Origin of the sequence: Desulfitobacterium nosdiversum (assembly GCF_049860565.1) — a bacterium.
Lineage (GTDB): Bacteria > Bacillota > Desulfitobacteriia > Desulfitobacteriales > Desulfitobacteriaceae > Desulfitobacterium_A > Desulfitobacterium_A nosdiversum.
Genome location: NZ_CP172056.1, coordinates 1,510,660 through 1,531,277, shown reverse-complemented (window position 1 = coordinate 1,531,277; position 20,618 = coordinate 1,510,660). Strand labels below are relative to the sequence as shown.

The 20,618-nt window shown below is 41.8% G+C and carries 13 protein-coding genes; all 13 read right to left on the bottom strand.

From position 1 onward, the window contains the following. Positions 1 to 15 precede the first annotated feature (15 nt). Positions 16 to 1,263 (bottom strand): threonine synthase, encoded by a 1,248-nt coding sequence (gene thrC / locus ACHOLT_RS07235; protein ID WP_425806871.1) that lies wholly within the window; start codon positions 1,261 to 1,263, stop codon positions 16 to 18. A 117-nt stretch (positions 1,264 to 1,380) separates the two neighbouring features. Continuing rightward, entirely contained in the window at positions 1,381 to 2,709 is a 1,329-nt protein-coding gene (gene ssnA, locus ACHOLT_RS07230) for a putative aminohydrolase SsnA (RefSeq protein WP_425806869.1), read from the bottom strand. A 129-nt stretch (positions 2,710 to 2,838) separates the two neighbouring features. Beyond that, positions 2,839 to 4,182, bottom strand: a complete 1,344-nt coding sequence (locus ACHOLT_RS07225; protein WP_425806867.1) for a nucleobase:cation symporter-2 family protein — start codon at positions 4,180 to 4,182, stop codon at positions 2,839 to 2,841. 50 nt (positions 4,183 to 4,232) lie between these two features. Then, entirely contained in the window at positions 4,233 to 7,379 is a 3,147-nt protein-coding gene (gene ygfK, locus ACHOLT_RS07220) for a putative selenate reductase subunit YgfK (RefSeq protein WP_425806865.1), read from the bottom strand. A gap of 32 nt (positions 7,380 to 7,411) precedes the next feature. Then, a complete protein-coding gene (gene xdhC / locus ACHOLT_RS07215) occupies positions 7,412 to 7,906 on the bottom strand; it encodes a xanthine dehydrogenase subunit XdhC (protein ID WP_425806863.1) in 495 nt (164 codons plus the stop codon). Further along, positions 7,899 to 8,780, bottom strand: coding sequence for a xanthine dehydrogenase FAD-binding subunit XdhB (gene xdhB / locus ACHOLT_RS07210; protein WP_425806861.1), 882 nt, complete (start codon positions 8,778 to 8,780; stop codon positions 7,899 to 7,901). The genes xdhC and xdhB overlap by 8 nt, the downstream gene beginning before the upstream one ends. 27 nt (positions 8,781 to 8,807) lie before the next feature. Then, positions 8,808 to 11,099, bottom strand: a complete 2,292-nt coding sequence (xdhA, locus tag ACHOLT_RS07205; RefSeq protein ID WP_425806859.1) for a xanthine dehydrogenase molybdenum-binding subunit XdhA — start codon at positions 11,097 to 11,099, stop codon at positions 8,808 to 8,810. A 198-nt stretch (positions 11,100 to 11,297) separates the two neighbouring features. Then, positions 11,298 to 12,287, bottom strand: a complete 990-nt coding sequence (locus ACHOLT_RS07200; protein WP_425806857.1) for a deoxyguanosinetriphosphate triphosphohydrolase — start codon at positions 12,285 to 12,287, stop codon at positions 11,298 to 11,300. A 212-nt stretch (positions 12,288 to 12,499) separates the two neighbouring features. Continuing rightward, entirely contained in the window at positions 12,500 to 13,042 is a 543-nt protein-coding gene (locus ACHOLT_RS07195; RefSeq protein WP_425806855.1) for a cell wall-binding repeat-containing protein, read from the bottom strand. Beyond that, the gene (locus ACHOLT_RS07190; RefSeq protein WP_425806853.1) at positions 13,039 to 14,913 is read right to left on the bottom strand and encodes a cell wall-binding repeat-containing protein; all 1,875 of its coding nucleotides are present in this window, start codon (positions 14,911 to 14,913) and stop codon (positions 13,039 to 13,041) included. Before ACHOLT_RS07190 ends, ACHOLT_RS07195 begins: the two co-directional genes overlap by 4 nt. A 670-nt stretch (positions 14,914 to 15,583) precedes the next feature. Next, a complete protein-coding gene (locus ACHOLT_RS07185) occupies positions 15,584 to 16,471 on the bottom strand; it encodes a YitT family protein (protein WP_425806852.1) in 888 nt (295 codons plus the stop codon). A 1,194-nt stretch (positions 16,472 to 17,665) separates the two neighbouring features. Continuing rightward, entirely contained in the window at positions 17,666 to 20,035 is a 2,370-nt protein-coding gene (locus ACHOLT_RS07180) for an ATP-dependent DNA helicase (protein WP_425806850.1), read from the bottom strand. A gap of 147 nt (positions 20,036 to 20,182) precedes the next feature. Then, a complete protein-coding gene (locus ACHOLT_RS07175; protein ID WP_425806848.1) occupies positions 20,183 to 20,518 on the bottom strand; it encodes a muconolactone Delta-isomerase in 336 nt (111 codons plus the stop codon). Positions 20,519 to 20,618 lie beyond the last annotated feature (100 nt).

Genomic DNA, 20,618 nt, shown 5'->3' with positions numbered 1-20,618 from the left:
GATTAACTCTCCTCTCTATTCAATACCCCGCTTTTTTAACTCTTCTATCAATACCGTTAATGATGGCTCAACACGCATCGGCTTGCCTGCAGCCGCAATTGCATTTTTTACATCTTTAAGACCATTTCCTGTAACAATAGCGACTACTTTATCACTTGGTTTAATCGTACCCTGAGCAAGAAGGTGTTTCAAGCCCGCAATACCTGTAACCCCTGCAGGCTCGCCAAAAATACCGCTCGTTTTTCCCAGGAAGCCCATCGCTGCAAGAATTTCTTCATCGCTGACTGCAATCATCGTTCCGTTGGATTCACGCACAGCGCGCAAGGCTTTTTCCGGATTACGGGGTACGCCGACAGCAATGCTGTCGGCTATCGTGTTTTCTTCAGACGGCACCCAGGGCTGATCTTTTAGAAATGCTTCGACCAGAGGACAACACCCCTCAGATTGTACACCTGCAAGTTTTGGCAATCGATCAATCCAGCCTGCTCGATAGAGATCTTGAAAGCCCTTCCCAACCCCGGCAATCGTACAGCCATCTCCGACGGAAAGCACAACCCAGTCCGGAACCTCCCATTGCAATTGCTCCGCGATTTCCAATGCCACGGTTTTCTTTCCTTCTACAAGATAAGGGTTAACAGCTGCATTTCTATTGTACCAGCCCCAACGTTCAATCGCCTGAGCCGATAAATGAAAGGCATCTTCATAAGATCCTTGGACACTGATCACATTCGCTCCGAAAATAAGAAGCTGTGCAATTTTTCCTTGCGGGGCCCGGCTGGGAACAAAGATAAAGGTGCGAATTCCGACGGAAGCTGCGTTGCCCGCAAGTGAAGATGCCGCATTTCCAGTGGAGGAGCAGGCAATAGTTGTTGCTTTTTCCTCAATGGCCTTAATCACCGCGATCACAGAAGCCCGGTCTTTAAGCGAAGAAGTTGGGTTTTGACCATCATCCTTGATATAAAGGCTGCTCATACCCATGCTCTTTTCTAAACCAACCGGCTTATATAAAGGACTCCAGCCAACCCGAAGATGGGGACGGGGTGTATCCGGTTGAATAGGAAGGAAAGCGTGATAACGGAAGATCGAAAAATCCTTAGAGTTCTCAACTTGTTTCCTCGTATTTAGGCGGTTTATTCTTTTATAGTCATATTCAACATCGAGAATCCCATCTTTACTCCCACAGGTCGGACAAGTGAAGATGCCCGTTTTTGCCGGAAGCTCTTTCCCGCAGTGAATACAGCGCAGCCCCAGTACGTTTTCCATACTTACTTCATCACCTCCGGATATAACTCTGAGCACTAGTTCGGTCCGTTCAGCTTACAGAGTGACAGGTGTAAAACAGAATCGTGGAGACATCATTACTCAAAATCTTGAAGGATTTTAGAGTCTAGCCCATAGCTTCTGCGCAAGCTCCCTTGAACGAGCATAAATTCTATCCTCATCAATCCCTAAAAGCTCTCGATTGATCATTCGTACTTTACCATCAATAACCGTCGTTTCTACTGCTCGACCAGAGACCCCAAAAAGGAGGTGCCCGCTCCAATTCGTTTCATTCATTGGGGTAAAGGGAATATAATCGACAATGATCACATCAGCCCAAGCCCCTGGTGCTAACTCGCCAAATTTTCCGCTGAATAACCTTTCAGCGATACGTGGATTATGGTTATAGAGCATTTGCGGAACTTCTCCCCACCCAACACTAGGGTCCGCATGGGCATGCTTTTGAAGGATATTGGCTGCCTTTCCACTCTCGAACATATCGCAGGTATAACCATCCGTACCCAGACCAACTTGGACTCCTCGCTCGAGAAGCTTTAAAACAGGAGCTGTTCCCACTGCATTACCCATGTTTGACTCCGGATTATGAACAACTTGAGTTTGAGTTGATTTTAGGATTTCAATTTCTTCATCGTTAACATGAACGCAATGAGCAGCAATGGTCTTTGGACCCAGAATTCCAAATTTATTTAAACGTTCAACCACCCGCAGCCCCGACTTAGCCAGACTATCCTCTAGATCTTCAATTCCTTCGGCAACATGAATATGGTAGCCGGTATTCAAAGAACCCACAGCCTCCCGGCAGCGTTCCAAGGTCTTATCTGAAAGCGTCAAGGAAGCATGAAGTCCGAAAAGCCCTGCAAGCCTGGAATTAGGATTGGCATGACAAGCTGCAATAAATTCTGCATTTTCCTTAATCCCTTCCCAGGCAATTTTTTCTCCATCTCGATCAGATACTTCATAACAAAATGCTGCCCTTAGCCCTACCTCTTCGGCGGCTTTAGCCATAATTTGCAAACTTCCGGTCACTGCCTTAGGACTTGCATGATGGTCAATAATCGTGGTTGTTCCGGTTTTAACACAATCAATCAGAGGAATGAGCGCACTATAATAAACATCTTCCAAGGTTAAAAGCTTATCCAGCTTCCACCAAAGACTTTCCAGAATATCTTTAAAACGTTTTGGCGGCTTGCTTTTAGAATCCATACCCCGTGCAAATGTGCTGTATAAATGCATATGCGAATTAATCATGCCCGGCATTATTAATTTGCCGCTGGCATCAATATACTGAGCTTTAGGAAACTTTTTTAACAAGTCAGCCGTTGATCCAACCTCTTGAATTTTTGTATCCTGAATAAGAACTGCTCCGTTCTGTAAAACCCGATTGTTTTGTCCCAAGGTAAGCACAGTTCCATTACCGATTATAAGCATAACCTTCTCCCCCTCTAATTGATATCGGGAAGCCGGGGCTGCCGCAAAACAGCCCCTTTTTCGTGCGCACAATAATTATGGACATTACAAAAGACCCAAGACCATAGGTTTTGCAACAGCTCCTCATTTTTAACCCTCTATTCCTGCATTTGAAGCCAGCTCTTTCTTAATATCATCCTCTGACGCTCCCCCATTAAAGAAGGCATTCAAAATAATTGCAGTAATAGAACCTAACGTAATTCCGCTATGAAGCACAGTTTGACTCCAGCTCGGAAATAGTTTGAAAAAGTCAGGAGCGACTAAAGGAATCAATCCTATACCCACGCTGATCGCGACAATAAATAAATTATGGGGATTCTTATCAAAATCGACTTTAGATAATGTCTTAATCCCGCTTGCTGCAACAATTCCAAACATGGCTATGCCAGCACCTCCAAGCACAGCATTCGGCAAGGAGGCAATAATCGTAGCTAACTTAGGGAATAGTCCCATAGCCGTTAAAATGAGTCCTGAAACAGCAACAACATAACGGCTTTTAACTCCTGTTAAACCGACAAGTCCAACATTTTGAGCAAATGCCGTATAGGGAAAAGCGTTTAACACACCCCCAAGCATCGTTGCCAACCCATCCGCCCGAAGTCCACGTGTTAATTCTTCTTCGCCGATCTTTTTGTCCACCATTTCCCCAATCGCTAGAAAATCACCTGTTGATTCAACCATGACAACCAACATCACAAGAATCATAGCAATGATCGCACCGATATCAAATGTAGGAAGGCCAAAAAAGAAGGGGGTATCAATTCCAATCCAGGACGCCTCCCGGACTCCGGAAAAGCTCACTAGTCCGAGAGGCATAGCAACTATCATTCCAATCATCAGTCCCAGCAAAACAGCTATGTTTGCTATAAATCCTTTAAAATACTTATTGATTAAAAGAATAGAGATTAACACGATACCTGCAACCGCTAAAAAAGTTAAGGAACCATAATCCTTGCTGCCCACACCTCCAGCCGCCCAATTCACTCCCACCGGCAGAAGCGAAACACCGATAACCGTAATGACGCTCCCGGTAACGACAGGCGGGAAAAACCGCAGAAGTTTGCTAAAAAATGGAGCAATTATAAAAGTTACAAACCCTGCAACGATTACCGATCCAAAAATAGTCATCATTCCCCCTGATTTAGCCATCATAACCATGGGGGTTACTGCCGCAAAGGTAACGCCTTGAATAACAGGAAGCCGAATCCCTAATTTCCAGATTCCCAACGTCTGCAATAAAGTTGCTAAACCGCATGTAAACAAATCGGCATTGATCAGAAACGCTGTTTGAGCTTTCGTCAGTCCGGCTGCCGCAGCAATGATAAGGGGAACAGCAACTGCCCCGGCATACATCGCTAAAACATGCTGCAATCCGTATAGGAATAGTTTTCCACCCGGTAGAATTTCATCGACAGGATGCTTTGCATTGCCCATATTATTTCCTCCTTCGTTTAGCAAAGTTTCGGATCACCCGGGACCTATTTTTATTTCTTTGTATCACCTCCTGCGACCTCAGTCACCTCTAACGTAAACTCCTGTAGTCTACGTGAAGGATTGGTGAACAGGTAACGATATTCTGTTGCAACTGTCTTGATCATTACATAAACATCTTCTGGCAGAATACCCTTCCCTTGCCCTTCCTGATCTAATGAGACGATTGCTGTCTTCCCTTTAAAACGAACCTTAACAGTGGTTTGTGCCTCGTTCTCTAGAAAGAGGAAGCCTGAATTTTGGCTCAGAGCAAAATCTTCTTCTGTCCAATACAAAGTAAGCTTTTCTCGATAAGGTGCTCCGTCATAAGGACAGAAAGTCGCACAGTTTCCACATTCATTGCACATTCCGTCAATATGTAATATTTGATTATGGTCCCCTAATCCTGCTCCGCTTCCGGTAGTCATGATCATCACGTTGGCTCGGTTTGGACAAACCTCTGTACAAATGTTGCAGAGGGTCTTACATTCAAGGCATCTTTGTGCTTCTCCCCAATCCGGGCAACTCTCTTTTAGTACACCTTTCTTACTCGTAATCTGCTGTAATCGGGTTTCTCGGTCAAAGGCGATATGTTCTTGCCACTTGTCTTCCACTGAAAGCCCTTCTCGTGCAGCAATAACTTGCGCAGCTTTTATGCCCTGAACCATCCCCTCTATTACCGTGGACGGACCCGTAAGAGCATCCCCTCCAAGAAAGACGTTCTCAAGGTTCGTTTCTAAAGTACTTGGATCGCAAACAAAGTTACCGTTCGCATCAATTTCAATTCCATTTCTTTGGAGCAAGCTATAATCAACCTGTTCACCAATAGCGGATAAAACAGTATCAATGGAAAACTCCTCTATTTCCCCGATCCTTGGAATCGGGCGGCGTCTTCCCGACTCATCCGGCTGACCCAACCCCATCTTTTGACACGTTAAAATTCCGTTCACCAAGGAGATTGGGGTTAAAAGTTCTTTAAAAATAATTCCTTCATCAACCGCTGATTCAAGTTCTTCCAGATCTGCCGGCATCTCAGCTTTTGTCCTTCGATAAATGATATATACTTTTTCAACCCCCTGAACACGCTTTGCCGCCCGAGCTGCATCCACAGCTGAGTTACCGCCGCCGATGACCGCAACATGTTTTCCTAAGTTCAGCTTTTCCTTGGACGTGTTAAAGGCTTCAAGGAAAGGTACTGCTCCTAAGACCTTTTCACTGTCCCCCTCAAGTTCCAGTTTTTTCGTCTTGCTCGCACCAATGGCGATATAAATATAGGTATAACCCTCTGATTTTAACTTTGAGATTGAAAATTCGGGATTAACCCCCAGCTGCAGGCGTACCCCCATATTCTCGATAAGCTTAATATCCTTTGAAATTGCTTCACGTGAAATTCGAAAAGCTGGGATCACATACTCGACCGTTCCGCCTGCCCGCTCTCTTTTGTCCATAACGGTAACGTCAAATCCTGCTTTAGCTAGGAAATACCCTGCTGCCAAGCCAGAAGGTCCAGCACCGATAATCGCTGTCTTCAAGCCCTTTTTAGGTTTTCCCTGAGTATCTGCTTTGTTTTTTATGTTTTTCATATACGAATCATAGCCGTTTTGGGCAGCTAGAAGCTTCATATCCCGAATCTTTATTGATTCCTCATAATCGAGACGCGTGCAGTAATTCATGCAGTTGTGATTACAGATTGTTCCTGTGATAAAAGGAAGCGGATTTTTGGCGGCAACAACTTCAAAGGCTTCTGAATATCGCTCTTCCCCGACTAATCGAGTATATTCCGGTATGTCTTGACCAATGGGGCATCCTTCTGAGCAGGGAGCTGTAAAACAGTCCGTCATCGGAAGTCTCCGGGCAATTTTTCGACGGGCATTCGGTCTTTGATCTTTACGATGGTGCACATTTTGAAAGGCACTTTCCGCAAGTGCTTTTAATTTGGCGAGATCAATATGATCCATTTCCTGATTATCCAGCTTGGGCTCCAACCGCTCTGCCATTTGTTTAAAGCGTGTGTATCCTCCCGGTTTTAAAAGTGAAGTTGCGAGCGTTATCGGGCGAATACCGGTCTCAAAAATTTGAGCCACATTAAAAAAGTCCGCCCCTCCGGAATACGAGATCCTGATATCTCCCTTAAATTCAGATGCAAGTTTAAAAGCGAGGTTAATTGTTAAGGGATAAAGAGCCCGTCCGGACATATACATTTCATCTCCGGGCAACTCCCCTTGGGTGATGCGAACCGGCAATGTATTTGAGAGCTTAATGCCGAATTCTCGGTTATGCTCTTTAGCAAATTCTTTGAGGCGAGTAAGCATTGCAATGCCATCTGCATATTGAAGGTCATGCGTAAAAGACTCTTGTTTTAAGTCGATATAGGAATATCCCATACGGTCAAAGATATCTCGGACATAGCGATAACCTAAGAGGGTAGGGTTCATTTTCACAAAGGTATGGAGCTTTTTCTCCTCTATCAAATATCTTGTAATAGCTTCAATCTCAGTGGGCGGACAGCCATGCATCGTTGAAAGTGTGATTGAGGTGCAGATGTTTGAGGAAATTCGTTCGATATATTCCTGATCGACCTTTTCAAATCGCTTTAAATTCTCCAGCAGGCTGGCCTTGCATTCTTTAAAAATCTGTGTATTCGCGGCATCCTTTAAACTCTCGATAAAACGATCCACCTTAGGAGATTTAATCCCTTGAAGCGAATACCCCACACTCATATTAAACATAAAGCGGCGCTCGTCTTGATTAAAGCATTCTTTCTGAAGGAAGTGCACGAGAAACCATGCTTTAACATATTCATCAAATGCGTTTTCAAGCGTAAGTTCTGTTGACCATTCCGTGTTATATCCCTCATCTTCAGCCCAGATACAGGGTTTCGGAAATTCCAGAGCATCAAGGATCTGAACGGTCTTGAGTTCAAAAAAACGGCCGCCGCATAAATATGCTGCTGCGATATTTTGGGCAAGTTGGGTATGAGGACCAGCCGCAGGCCCAATAGGAGTGTCAAGCGTCTCCCCCCATAATTTAATCAGTTGACTATTCTTCTTATAGTAAATCTTGCTTGGAGCAATGCTTAAAATCGTGTGGTGCATTTTAGCTTCTTCGATCACCCACTCGACCAGTTGGGTAAAAGGAATAGGTCTCATAATATCACTCATGCTATCCCCTCCTATCATTCTTAGTTTCTATCCTATTCCTCATGGTGTTCCTTACAATGGCATTCGTGCTCTTCGGCAATCGCCTTTTCCGCAGCTGATACGATTTTTTGGTATCCCGTACAGCGGCAGATATGTCCCGAAAGCTCACGTTTCAGTTCTTCACGATTATAATTCTTCCCGCTCTCTGCTAATGCTGTCGTTGTAAGGACTAGACCAGGAGTACAGAAGCCGCACTGGATAGCCCCTTCCTCAACAAAGGCTTTTTGCACTTTGGAAAGTTCCCCATTTTCAGCAATTCCCTCAATTGTACGAATCTCTTGCCCATTCGCCCAAACCGCGAGGTAAAGACAAGAATCCATTGGAATTTCATTGATAAGTACTGTGCAAGCTCCGCATTCTCCAACTCCGCACCCTTTTTTTACTCCGGTTAACCCCATATCTCTAAGTACTTCTAATAAAGATTTCCGGACATCGACCTCGGAATTAACCTTTTTTCCGTTTAAAGTAAAGGAGATTCGTTTATACATGATAAACCCCTCCCGCTCTTTGAATGGCAACATTTAAAGCACGCTGTGTAAGTTCTTCTACTAAATGCTCGCGATATTCCTTCGAAGCCCTCCATGAGGTTCTGGCCTGAGTTGAACGAACAGCTCGTTTACCGATCTCAAGCAAAGTATCTTTTGAAGGGGACTTTCCTTGAGCATATCCTTCGGCTTCAAGACATCGCAATGGAGTAGGTCCGGCAACGCCTAAGCCGATTCTTACCTCATCAAACCTTCCCTCTTTTATCCTGCAGGCAGCAGAAACGCCCAAGGTCGCAATATCCATAGCTTTGCGCATAGCAAACTTAATATAATGCCCTCCAAAACCTTCATAGTCTTCTGGATAAATATAAATTTCTGTAAGGATTTCGCCCTGATTCAACTTCACTTTACCTGGTCCGGCATAAAATTCTCGGATAGGAACAACCCGCTCTCCCTTACTGCTCTGAATTTTCAGCTTAGCATCAAGAACAAATAAGGTTGAAGCACTGTCAGCCGAAGTCGCTCCATTGCAAATATTTCCGCCAAGGGTAGCAATATTGCGAATTTGCGGACCACCCATGGACATTGCCGCTTCCGAAAGAGCAGGAATATTTTGTTTGATAAAAGGATCATCAAAGAGTTGTGTCAAGGTTACTAAGGCTCCGAAACTCAGTGTTCCATCATCATGCGTTTCGATTTTTTGAAGTTCCTTCAGCTTGCGAATGCTTAAAAATCTTTCTTTCTTAATAGGATGATGCTGCATATTAACCAAAAGGTCCGTTCCCCCTGCGATCAACTTAGCCTCTGGATTCTCGGTTAAAATCACTAAGGCCTCCGCCAACGTTTCCGGTTCAAAATATTCTTCGATGTTATACACGCCGTATCACCGCCTTCCTGAGAGGTGTCAGATCAATCCGTTCACTTTAAACGTTTCAAAGACTCGTTGTGGATTTAAGGGCAATTGATTAAAAGCAACTCCAGTTGCCGCAAAAACTGCATTTCGTATCGCTGGTGCTGGCGAAATAACCGGTGGTTCACCTAATGATTTCACGCCAAAAGGACCTGTAGGATCCTCTGTTTCTATAAATCCTACGCCGATTTCAGGAGTATCCATAAACGTCGGAAGTTTATAGTCCAGAAGATTATTATTCAGTACTTTGCCTGTTGTTTTGTCATAAAGGATTTGCTCCGAAAGAGCATACCCGATGCCCATACTTACACCGCCCTGAACCTGTCCTTCAGCTAATAACGGGTTGATTATTTTTCCCGAGTCATGGACGTTGTAGATTTCGAGAACTTCGACTTGACCCGTTTTCAGATCAACTTCAACCTCGGCAAAAGTCACTCCGAAAGACATAGCATTGACAAAGGCATTGTTTGAGGTATCACTCGTTATGGGGTTTGCAAATTCGGGATTATAAAACGTTTGCAGCGCAAGGTCCTGCAATGAAATCACAATTTCCCCAGATTTTTTATTGACGATATTCTGCTCTTTCAATTGAAGCTCTGAAACAGAAATTTTCATCCATTCGCCGACAAAATTCAAAAGCTTTTCTTTAACTTCCTCCGCCGCTTTTTTTACGGCCATTCCCGTAACATAGGTTTGGCGAGAGGCAAATGCCCCAGGGTCAAACGGTGTAAGATCGGTGTCTTGAGTTGTGATTACATGAACGTCACGAACTGAAATTCCCAATACTTCAGCAACCATTTGCACAAAGACGGTATCACTGCCTTGTCCTATTTCTGTCGCGCCAATTTGAAGTTGAACCGAACCGTCCTGATTCAGGCTAAGCCTTGCTCCTGCTAATTCTACATTGACCGGATACGTTCCCGATTGATAGCTAAAACATGCCATTCCTAACCCCCGGCGCTTATCACCTGTTTGATCCTGAGCCTTCGCCTTTTTCTCATCCCAGTGTATAAGTTCTTTGCCTTTAGCAATACATTCCCGAATCCCGCAGCTTAAAACACGGTTTTTACTTAAAGGATCACTCCAGCCCAGTTGAACAAGGTTTTTAAGACGGATCTCAAGAGGATCCAGGTTTAATTCTTTGGCAATTTCATCAAGATGACTTTCAAACGCAAAAAAGATTTGCGGGCTCCCGTATCCTCGCATCGCCCCAGCAACCGGTAAATTTGTATATACTGTAATTGGCTCATACTTAATCGCTTCCGGCGAATAAAGATACCGAAATTTTCCTCCTCCGCTTGATGCAATAGAATGTCCATGAGAAGCATAGGCCCCGGTATTGGAGAGTGCAGATATGTATATGGCTTTAATCTTTCCGTCTTTTGAGATTCCTGTTTTCAGATGATATTTAATGGCATGACGTGTTCGGGTATCAAGCATGGTTTCTTCCCGAGAAAATTCAATCTTAACAGGGCGGCCGCCAACTGCAAGCGTCATGGCTGCATTCAAGGGTTCAATCGTTACATCTTGCTTATTTCCAAATCCTCCGCCGATATAAGGTTTAATAACGCGTACCCTGCCCCACGGGATTCCTAAGGCTTGCGCCACGATTCGCCGCACAATATGCGGAATCTGAGTCGATGTAACAATAACTATACGATCCTCTCCATCGATGTAAGCATAGGAGGTTTGGTTCTCAAGATGACAATGCTGGACGATACTCGTTTGATAGTCTCCTTCAAAAATATAATCGGAATGTGAAAACGCTTCATCCACGTCTCCAATCTGATAGCCGAATGTCGAGAGCGTGTTATGCGGGCAGTCTTCATGAATTAAAGCTGCTCCTTCTTGGAGAGCTGCTTCAGGAGTAATAACAGCATCCAGCACTTCATATTCAACATCGATCAAGGAAAGCGCCTTTGCCGCTATTAATTCATCTTGGGCGACAACTGCGGCAACGGCATCACCTACAAATCTTGCCTTATCTGTAAGCATCAAACGATCCGCTTTATCCCGTCTATTTGGGTCAAGAGTATAAGCATGCCCTGCCGTCGCGAATTTAATATTAGGAGTGTTCTGATAGGTTAATACTGCTTCAACCCCGGGAAGTGCTTTTGCCTTGCTGATATCAACGCTTTTTATATTGGCGTGGGCATAAGGACTTCTAAGCAGCTTCCCGATCAAAATGTTTCTTTCAGCTAAGTCATCTGTATATTTTGCTTTGCCGGTGACTTTTGCCACGGCATCAACGCGCGGAACACTTTTGCCAATAACTGAGTATTCCATTTGCTCCCCTCCGTTTTTCCTTACAACTTTGCAATTAACATGCCACCTTTCCTAAAGCCTGACTTCCTAATAAAGCCTATTCATATCAACTGAAATAAAAAACTAAGGATAGCTGATTTATCAAAATGATACGTCAGCTATCCTTAGTTAATCTGTCAGCCTCTCAAGATGAGAACATTCTCTCACATTAAGATCTCTTTAATGATGCGGAACAAAATAATTCTCAAACTGATCAATGGCATAGTTATCGGTAAGGCCAGAGATATAGTCTACAACGGCACGTGATCTTTCTCCTTCATCCCAAGCTAAATACTCATTCGGCAGCAAATCAAGATGTTCAAGATAATAATAGTATAAAGCTTGCACAACATACTCACCTTTACGCCGTTCCTCTTTCAAGGCAGAGCTGTTATAAACTTGGGTAAACATAAACCGGCGAAATTCCTGCATCGCTTTATGAACACGTTCTGATTGATGTATTTTATCCTTACCCTGAGAGCTTTCAATCATATCTGTGACCATGGTTGAAATCATCTGACTCGGGGTATGTCCTAAAACGAGGCGGACCTCCTCCGGCAAATCACTGGGGTTAAGTAAACCTGCACGAAGCGCATCGTCATAATCATGACAAAGATAGGCAATACGATCGCCCGTTTTAACGATCTGACCTTCTAAGGTATAAGGAATACCGGGTCCCGTATGGTTAAGAACTCCATCTAAAACAGGTGCGGTCAGATTCAATCCCTTGCCGTTACCGGTCAACATGGTTAAAACTCGTACGGACTGCTCATTATGCTCAAAATGTCCGATAATTTTTCGTATAGCCTCTTCACCCACGTGTCCAAACGGCGTATGCCCGACATCATGTCCAAGAGCAATAGCCTCAATCAGATCTTCATTCAGTCTAAGCCCGCGACCAATCGTCCGGCAAATTTGGGAGACTTCTAAGCTATGGGTCATCCGCGTTCGATAATGGTCTCCGGTAGGCGCAATATATACTTGGGTCTTATGTTTAAGCCGTCGAAAGGGTTTACTATGTAAAATTCGATCCCGGTCCCGTTGAAACTTGGTCCGAATTGAACATTCTTCCTCCTGCCGTTCACGCGTTGCCTCCCCACTCTTTACCGCAAAGGGAGATAAGCGCTCCCACTCCTCACGTTCTGTTCGTTCACGAATATTTTCAGTCATAATAACCCCCCCTATCTCATCCGCAGATATTTTAAAGCTATTTAATTTCATTATATTATAAATCGCGGACAAATTCTAACGGGTAACTAAAGAAGAATCCTGCCTATGATAAAAACGCATTTGCCCTGTACCTCTTTTTTTAAAGTACAGGGCAAAGATTATATAAGATTTAATTTTGCTTTAACAGTGATTGACGAGATAGCTTTAAATCATTAGTTACTGATTTGGCGATAAGCGCTTTGCAAAACAGAATCTGAAACTACACCTGAACCCCCTAGTACATAGAACTCTTTTACATCTCGTGAATGATCCCAAAGCCATTTTCCTGCATCAACACTTAAACTTGAATCTACTAAGATAATAGGACTGTTGGTTCTTGCCGCAAGAACTGAACCCGCAAGTGCATCTGGGAAGTTATTTCCTGTAGCCAAATAGACGAGATTAGGATCAACGCCCATACCATTGGCAATAGCAATTGCTGTTGCGTAACGGTCACTTCCTGAGAACCGTGTGGGCATCGGAAGACTGCTCTCAACCGTTGTCCCCACCGCTCCAGTGCCGCCTACGATGATAGTCTGGGTCATGCCAAGCGTCTTTAATTCTTGGCTGGTCGAATCAGGTAATACGACTTTATCGGTTAATAAAATAGGTATATGCTCATGGGCAGCAATCGAGGACACGGCTAATGCGTCTGGGAAATTCTCACCATAAGCTATGACCGCTTTATTTCCCGAAATCAAATTATGATCCTTCATATATTGTGCAATGGCGCGGCTGTTTCATAACGATCTTGGCCGCCTAATCGAGTTACATTGTAATTCTTCTTAAGCGTTTCTTCGATTGAAGATGATATTGCCCCTTCCTTCCCTAGGATAATAATATCTTGCGGAGCTAAACGATCAATTTCATTTTCGGTGTCACTAGACAACGTTGCCGCATCCGTTAATAATATCGGCGCATTTAATCCATAAGCTAACGGGGTTCCTGCGAGGGCATCCGGAAAATTATCTGCCCTTGCTAGAACTACAGTTTTTGCTCCATAATCCCATCCTTCATTTGAAACCGAAACCGCAGTTTTAAATCGATCAGTCCCATAGAGACGGAAAAACGCAGGATCACGACTTAAATATGGTCTTACCGGGTTCAGTGAATGTTCAGTCAAGCCATTACCGGTTTGCCCAAATTGGTTATACCCCCAGCTCCAGGTGTCCGCGCTTAGATCACTTCCATTAAATCCACGAGATACGGTGTGACCCCATCCTGCAGAGATATATGCAGCTTTAAAATTGAGCAATGCTGGAGAGGACAATTTCTCAACCGACGAGTTGTTAATCTGATTCGTAGAGTTATCACCAAATCCAAACGTAGCATTTTGATTGGAAATTACAAAGCTAGAGTTATATCCAGCAGCAATTCCATAACCGTTTGTAAATCCTTGAACCTTTATTGGTACATTACTATATCCGGAAGTTTTTTGGTCTCCCAGTTGACCAAACGAGTCATCTCCCCACGCATAGACACTATGATCCGCTGTTAACGCTAAGCTGTGCATTAATCCAGCCGCAATAGCAGTAACATTGTTTAATGAAGCGATCATTACAGGTTTATAGCTCGACGTTGATCTGCCATCGCCAAGTTCTCCTCTACTATCGCTGCCCCACGAATAAACGCTTCCGTCGAAGCGCAATGCTACCGCATGGGTACCACCCGCTGCAATCGCGATAATACCGTTTAATCCCGGAATTTGCGCGGGAGTATTGCGACTCCCTGTTACGTTATCTCCTAGCTGATTAAACTGATTGCTTCCAAACGAATAGACTGTTCCGTCATTCTTAAGTGCCAGACTAAAATCATAACCCGCTGAAATAGCAACAATATTTTTTAATCCAGGGACATCAACAGGAACGGAACTATTTGCATTCGAACCAATACCAAGCTGCCCTTTTCGGTTATCTCCCCATGCCATCACCGTCTGGTTATCAGTAAGCGCAAGGTTATGAGTACCGCCTGCCGAAACATCCAAAACAGAGTAGGATAAATTCTTAACGGTAACAGGCAAGGAACGTGATACCGTTGTACTATCACCAAGTTGCCCATAATTATTATTCCCTGATGCTTTCACACCATCATAAGGAACAATCCAAACGGTATGAAACCCTCCTGCGCTAAATAGATGTTCCTGTTGAGGTCTCGGGATTATCGCATTAAGCGACATCGTATAACCCGTCAATGTAGAGGTATCGGTGTAATTCTTTACTCCAGAAACATTTAATGAGTAAGTTCCAGGTCCAAGTTGAGGCAACGTTAGTGTTATTCTGTTAGATTCCACGGATATTCCGATAATTGTTATCCCGCCGCCTGTCGAGTCCGTAAACGTAATGGTCGATGAGGCAGCCGTTATGGGATCAATGGATTGATTAAACCACAATTGAAGTACCGGTTTATTCATGGTAATATTCGAACCATTGAATAGATTATCCGCTTGATTCGGTCCAGGCAAAATAAAAACATTCGTTAGACTTAAAGGATTTGTATCTGCTAAAACAGGGGCATTCGCGAAACTCGAAAACATCATCATTAAGGCTATGACGATTGAAATTTTTTTGGCAAACTGTTTTACTTTCACCTTATTCCTCCCGTTTCAACATATTTCGATAAATCGTAAAACAAATTAACAGTTACAATTATAGAAAAACATAAAAATTCTTATTTCTCCACCTGAAATTAATTCCAAGTTATTTGTTTTAGTCATTTTATTTATTGTCAGAATGCATCTTTTAAAAAAATAAGGGTATTGAACTTAAATCAAAATAGATTAAGTTCCAATACCCTTTTTTTTATAATTATTGTGTCAAAATGCTCATTCTATCACGCTTCTAATCTATGCTTATACGATTATTTTATTTCTAAGATTGGTCTTTAATTGTTAGCCTTGGCCTGAGCTGCAGCAATCAAAAAGGCCCTATCTCATTTTCTACCATTATGGGACATTTCTTGTACCGACTACCTCATAAATCAAGAACTTATTCCAGTGACAGAATATATTCATAATCTTAAAGAATTAAAGAGTAAACAAAGATAAGCTTATCATCGCAGCATGGATATACGCACAAGAATAACATACTTGGCTTTTCGAAACATCAAACATATTTCGGAAGAGCTTGATTGTAAGTTTGTAGTTTTACCAGGGCATCATGGGTATGTTAAAAATCTGTTAAAATCCTGCGTTTTTTAGTTTACAACTCCAAAATGGAACCCCTTTAAAAACTCTCTTGCGGTCACTAGTTTATAAACCTCTATTTATTTTCGCTTAACGTAAATCCTTTGCCAGCAACTTCAATGACCTCTGTGATATACATAAAAGCGAATGTGTCTATTTTATTAACAATCCCCTTAAGCTGGGCTATTTCGTAATGATTCACAATACAATTAATAATTCGCTTTTCTCCATGAGAAAAGCCGCCTTCGCCTCGAAGATAGGTGACACCCCGACCCATTTCTTCCAGAATTCGTTTAGCAATTTCCTCATGATACTCTGAAATGATGATAACTGATTTATCTCGATTGAGGCCATCGAGAACAGAATCGGTAACCTTGCTCCCAACCCACATACTAATAATAGTATATAAAGCAATCTTTAAATCAAAAAACATAAGGGACAAGGCGATTACGAATACATTAAAGTAGAAAGATACCGAGCCAATGGAAATATTCTTTTTCTTTTTTAAGACCATACCTACAATATCTAAACCACCAAGGGACATACCTGATTTTAAAACGATGCCCCCGCCAATCGCCCCTACAACGCCAGAGAAAATGGATGCTAAAAAGATATCAACATGGGGAATTGGAAAAAGTCCTTTCGTTAATAGAATAGCAATATTAAGAAAGACGTTGCCGATAAAACTATAAATCAAAAATTCCTTTTTAAGGCTTTTTAAGCCCCAGATGAAAACAGGAACGTTTAGGAGAAACATCACAATGTATACAGGAAATCCAAACAAATACTGCGTAATTAATGCTATACCGTTTATCCCACCGGATAAAAGATTGTACGGAATCACTAGCTCATTATAGGATATGGCGGAAATGAAGGCTCCAATCCCTAAAATAAGAAGCTTTTTGAGGACAATAAAAACGGGTTTTGCTGTAATTCGTTCTATGTAATTTGCAATATTAATCATAACAAAACTCCTTGATAAGTTTTAATGATTTTAATCTAACATTTTAAAATTCAAGCTACAAGCATTATTTATGTCGAACATAAAAAAAGAAAGCCATAATAAATAAAAATTGGGTACTGTCTCTAAAATTCGTCAAAAGACAGTACCCATACTTCTTTGCACATAAGCTCTCAAAGTCTTGACTTACAAGGCTCTGAGAGCCATTTTCATACAATTCGTTGCTGAAATTTATTACTTCTTATTGCTCACAGTTGCCTGAGCTGCGACTATCATGAAGGAACAATCTCATTTTTTACTGTTATGGAACACTTCTTGTAACCGTTAATGTAATATCTGTTCAAACTTACTACAGGGTATTCGCGTTCCTAAACAACTGCTGAATATAATCAAAATCAATACTTGCTGAACTGTCTCTATAGAAAAATAGGTCTTTTCGGATGGTAGTATTCGAGTTAATTATGAATTTCTTATATACATTACCATTAAGTTTATAAATCGTTGCCCTAAAATAATATCCCATATAGCCTAATGAGATTTTCTCTTTTTTAAGAGATACAGTATTTAGGTTTTCTATAATATGTCTAATTTCGGTTTCTTTAGTAATCATAATAGATTTCCCTGTCGTACCATTAAAAATCTCAACTTTAGAAACCTCCGACGGAGATATGTTAATTATTGAGGAAGGAGCACTCCACCAAATCAAAATGCCACTTATGGCAAGAATTAAAGAAGATATTGCAATCAGCATTTTCTTACTTTTCGTTTAAGTTTCCTCCTCTCAAAAACTTATCTAAATTATATTACTTCACATATTGCTACTAATGCCTCATAGCAATGGATAATTAGAATTATGCTTCATGCTATTGACCCTCAATTTCATCCTCTTCGTTAATCCATTCCCGGCATCTATGTTCTTTACAATTAACAGGACATTTCTCCCATTCAATAATGCAACCGCCTTCCTTAGACCAGTAAGCGCAATAACCCATAATTATGCCTCTGTCATTCAGTTCTTTAAGAAATCTCAGGGCTTCTAATTTCCTGACCGAAGAATCATCGTAGATGTAAGAATCGAGCCAAGCACTATTAGCCTTAAGAACATCATAATTAGAAGCTGCATTTTACAAAAATGTCTAAAATATTGCCAGCTATCGTTACCAAAATAAAGCTGCTCAAATTGGCTAAATACCTCTTCTAACTGCGTTTACGCGTATGTGTCTCATATCTATCCGCGATCTCTTTTCGAGATAGCCAACTTATCTTAACACTATTATCCGGTCGCTTGAACCGTTTTTGCCGAGCAATAAAATTGTGTTCCTGTTGCTCATTAGCATAGGGAAAAGTTCCTACGACGTTTAGATTTAGTTTTTTGTCCTGATCCAGTTTAACCAAGTAAACAAACAAGCTGTACGGTTCTGAAAAAGATCGCAACTTTTTGGACCTAATTCCTGCTTTTTGCCTAGCATCAGTATAATAAGCAAGCTGCTCCGGAGTTATGCCATTTGGAGTTTCTGACTGATAAGTTTCTTTCTTCGAAACTTGCCTTTCATAAGGTCTATCAGGAACAGTAAGTATGGACGGTATTTGTAACTTATCTCTCGTATAAGGTTGATATTTGGCAAAACCAGTTTCATTCATACGCTTTCTTAGAAAGTCTTCCACTTCAGTAAAATCTCGTGAAAACCTATAACCTGAATCAAGCAGCAATTTCATAACTCGTTCCGAGTAGCTTCTATTACAAACTCTGGGGTCCAATATAGTAAAACAGCCAAAATCCTCAATTGTACGAATTAGACGACCACCTGCTTGCTGCAAGCGAATAAGCATCCGGGGGATAAGGATATCATTCATAATTTCGCTTTTGCTCATGTCCTCTGCTATGAGGTCTATAAAGGGATCATTGTAAGTAGGAAACGGTAGGCGACAAAGTATAACTGAAATGAGAGATTTTCCTGGTATAGATAAGCCAGCGAAAAAGGTACCGCTCCCAATAAGTACGCTCGTCTCATCATGCTTAAAATCCTCAGAAAGGAGTTCAGTGCTTTTAGATCCTTGCTTTAATAATGTAATACCCATAGTATCAAGATGCGGCTTAATTTGGTAATACAAAAGGTCCAGCTGCTTATGAGAAGTGCATAATATTAGGGTACGGCCACCGGCTACTTTGATTAGTTTTATAATTTCATTACCTAATACTTTGCAGTAAGCAGGGTATTGCTTATTTGTACTGTCAATGGGATCAGGTATATGTTGGGGAACATAAAGTATGGCCTGATTAAAATAATCGAATTCAGTGAGCAATTCTAATGTATCACTGGCCGAGGGCGGCCCGCCCCAATCATAAATAACCGAGCTAAAAGAGCCCTGGACCGCAAGTGTCCCAGACATGAATACCATCTTGTTATATGTGCCCATACTGTTTATCAGGGATCTAATGTCCCTTCGGAATGAGTTGCCAACGACGGTTATGTCTACATCATTTTTCTGGTCAAGTTCAATCCAAGAAGTGTAATTTTCCTTATCTAAAATCTTGTCAATAATATCAGCAGTTTGTTCTAGTCTTGACTTTGTTTGAGACCTGCGAAACATAGGATTCTCAGAAATTCGAGCAGAAACCAATTGAGAGAGTATTCTTTTGAATAGAACATTAAGATTTTTTAATGCCTTAAGTCCATCTTCAGGAATGGGATGCCTTCCCCGACTAATGTCTAAGTCCTGTTGAAGATATTTCATAGAATCTAGTAGGATGTCAAAAGTACGTGAGACTTCTGCCCTCTCATTACGTACCTGGTTTATTGCATTTAGCAGCATACTCATCGATAATTTCTCACTCAACTGATCTAAGGCAGCATCCTGGAAATCGTGAGCTTCATCTATAATAATAATACCACCGCCGGATGTTCGAAAGTCGATGATCGGGGTATAACCGTCAGTAACATTAATAACGGACTGAAGTAATTGGTTATGATTAGTAACCACAACATCAATACTTGGGTGATTAAATTTACTACGATGAATACCCGTAGGACAGGTTAATTTTCTGTTGCAAAAAAGGCATTCATTATGAGTCTGAAGTTTAACCCTATTCCACCGGTTATCCTGGATTGGACCGAAATGCTGCTCGAACTCAAGCCGATCCCCTTCTAAAGCATCAAATCCAAAGGAAATCAAAGATTTCCGTAGTTCATCCTCTAATAAAGCTTGTTCAATTCTTTTCGGGCAAAGGTAATTGCTTACTCCCTTAGCTACGACGTACCGACCAAGTAAACCATGTTGATGGAGATAATTCAATTCTTGATTCTTTAATTGAGCTTGGAGGTTCAATGATGATGTAGCATAAATAAGTCGTTTACCGTCATAAAGAGAAGGGACTAGTGCGGCAAAAGTCTTACCTGTTCCTACAGGAGCATGTACAATAAGCGTATTTGTCTTTGAGTGAGATGAAAGTATTCCAGCAATTGAAACTGCAGTTTGTACCTGTGTATATCTTGGTTGAAGGCAGCCGTAATGAGCAGGGAGTTGATTTTCAAAAAAACTTAGCACATGGTTTAGCCGATTATTCAATTGTATTTCCCTTCTTTCTTTGACTTAAATGAAAAAACTAATCTTATGACACATGAAGAATGAAATAAAGAAAAGGCCCCATATGAGGGGCCTTTTCAAGATGAATCTAGGGTGAGGACCTGCTATATTAAATCGAAAATTTATTTTTTAATGTTTATTTGCTTCTAATGCCAATTTTTCGGACTCCAGAGCATTTTCAATACTGATTAAGGGAGTAATCTCTGTCTCAAGAAAAGGAAATATAGGAGATCGGGATAATAATTTATGGAGTTCCTCAACGGACTCAACATCCCAAATAACACAACCACCTTTTCTACCGGCAAACATCCCTTGTGCCAAAATCTTCCCCTGTTTCTGATAGTTAATGACTTTTTCCCACCCTTGTACCATAATTTCTTTGACCTGTTGAGGTGGGAACGGAGGTAATTGTGTCAATTCGCTTTTAACAAAGAATAACATGCTTAACCCTTCTTTCATTTTCATTTTGGCTGTTCACTTAAGATACCACAGCCTTTACCTTCCTCACCCTAGTTAAATAAAAAATTCGAGTTGACGAACTGGGCATCACCCAGTTTCAACCCGA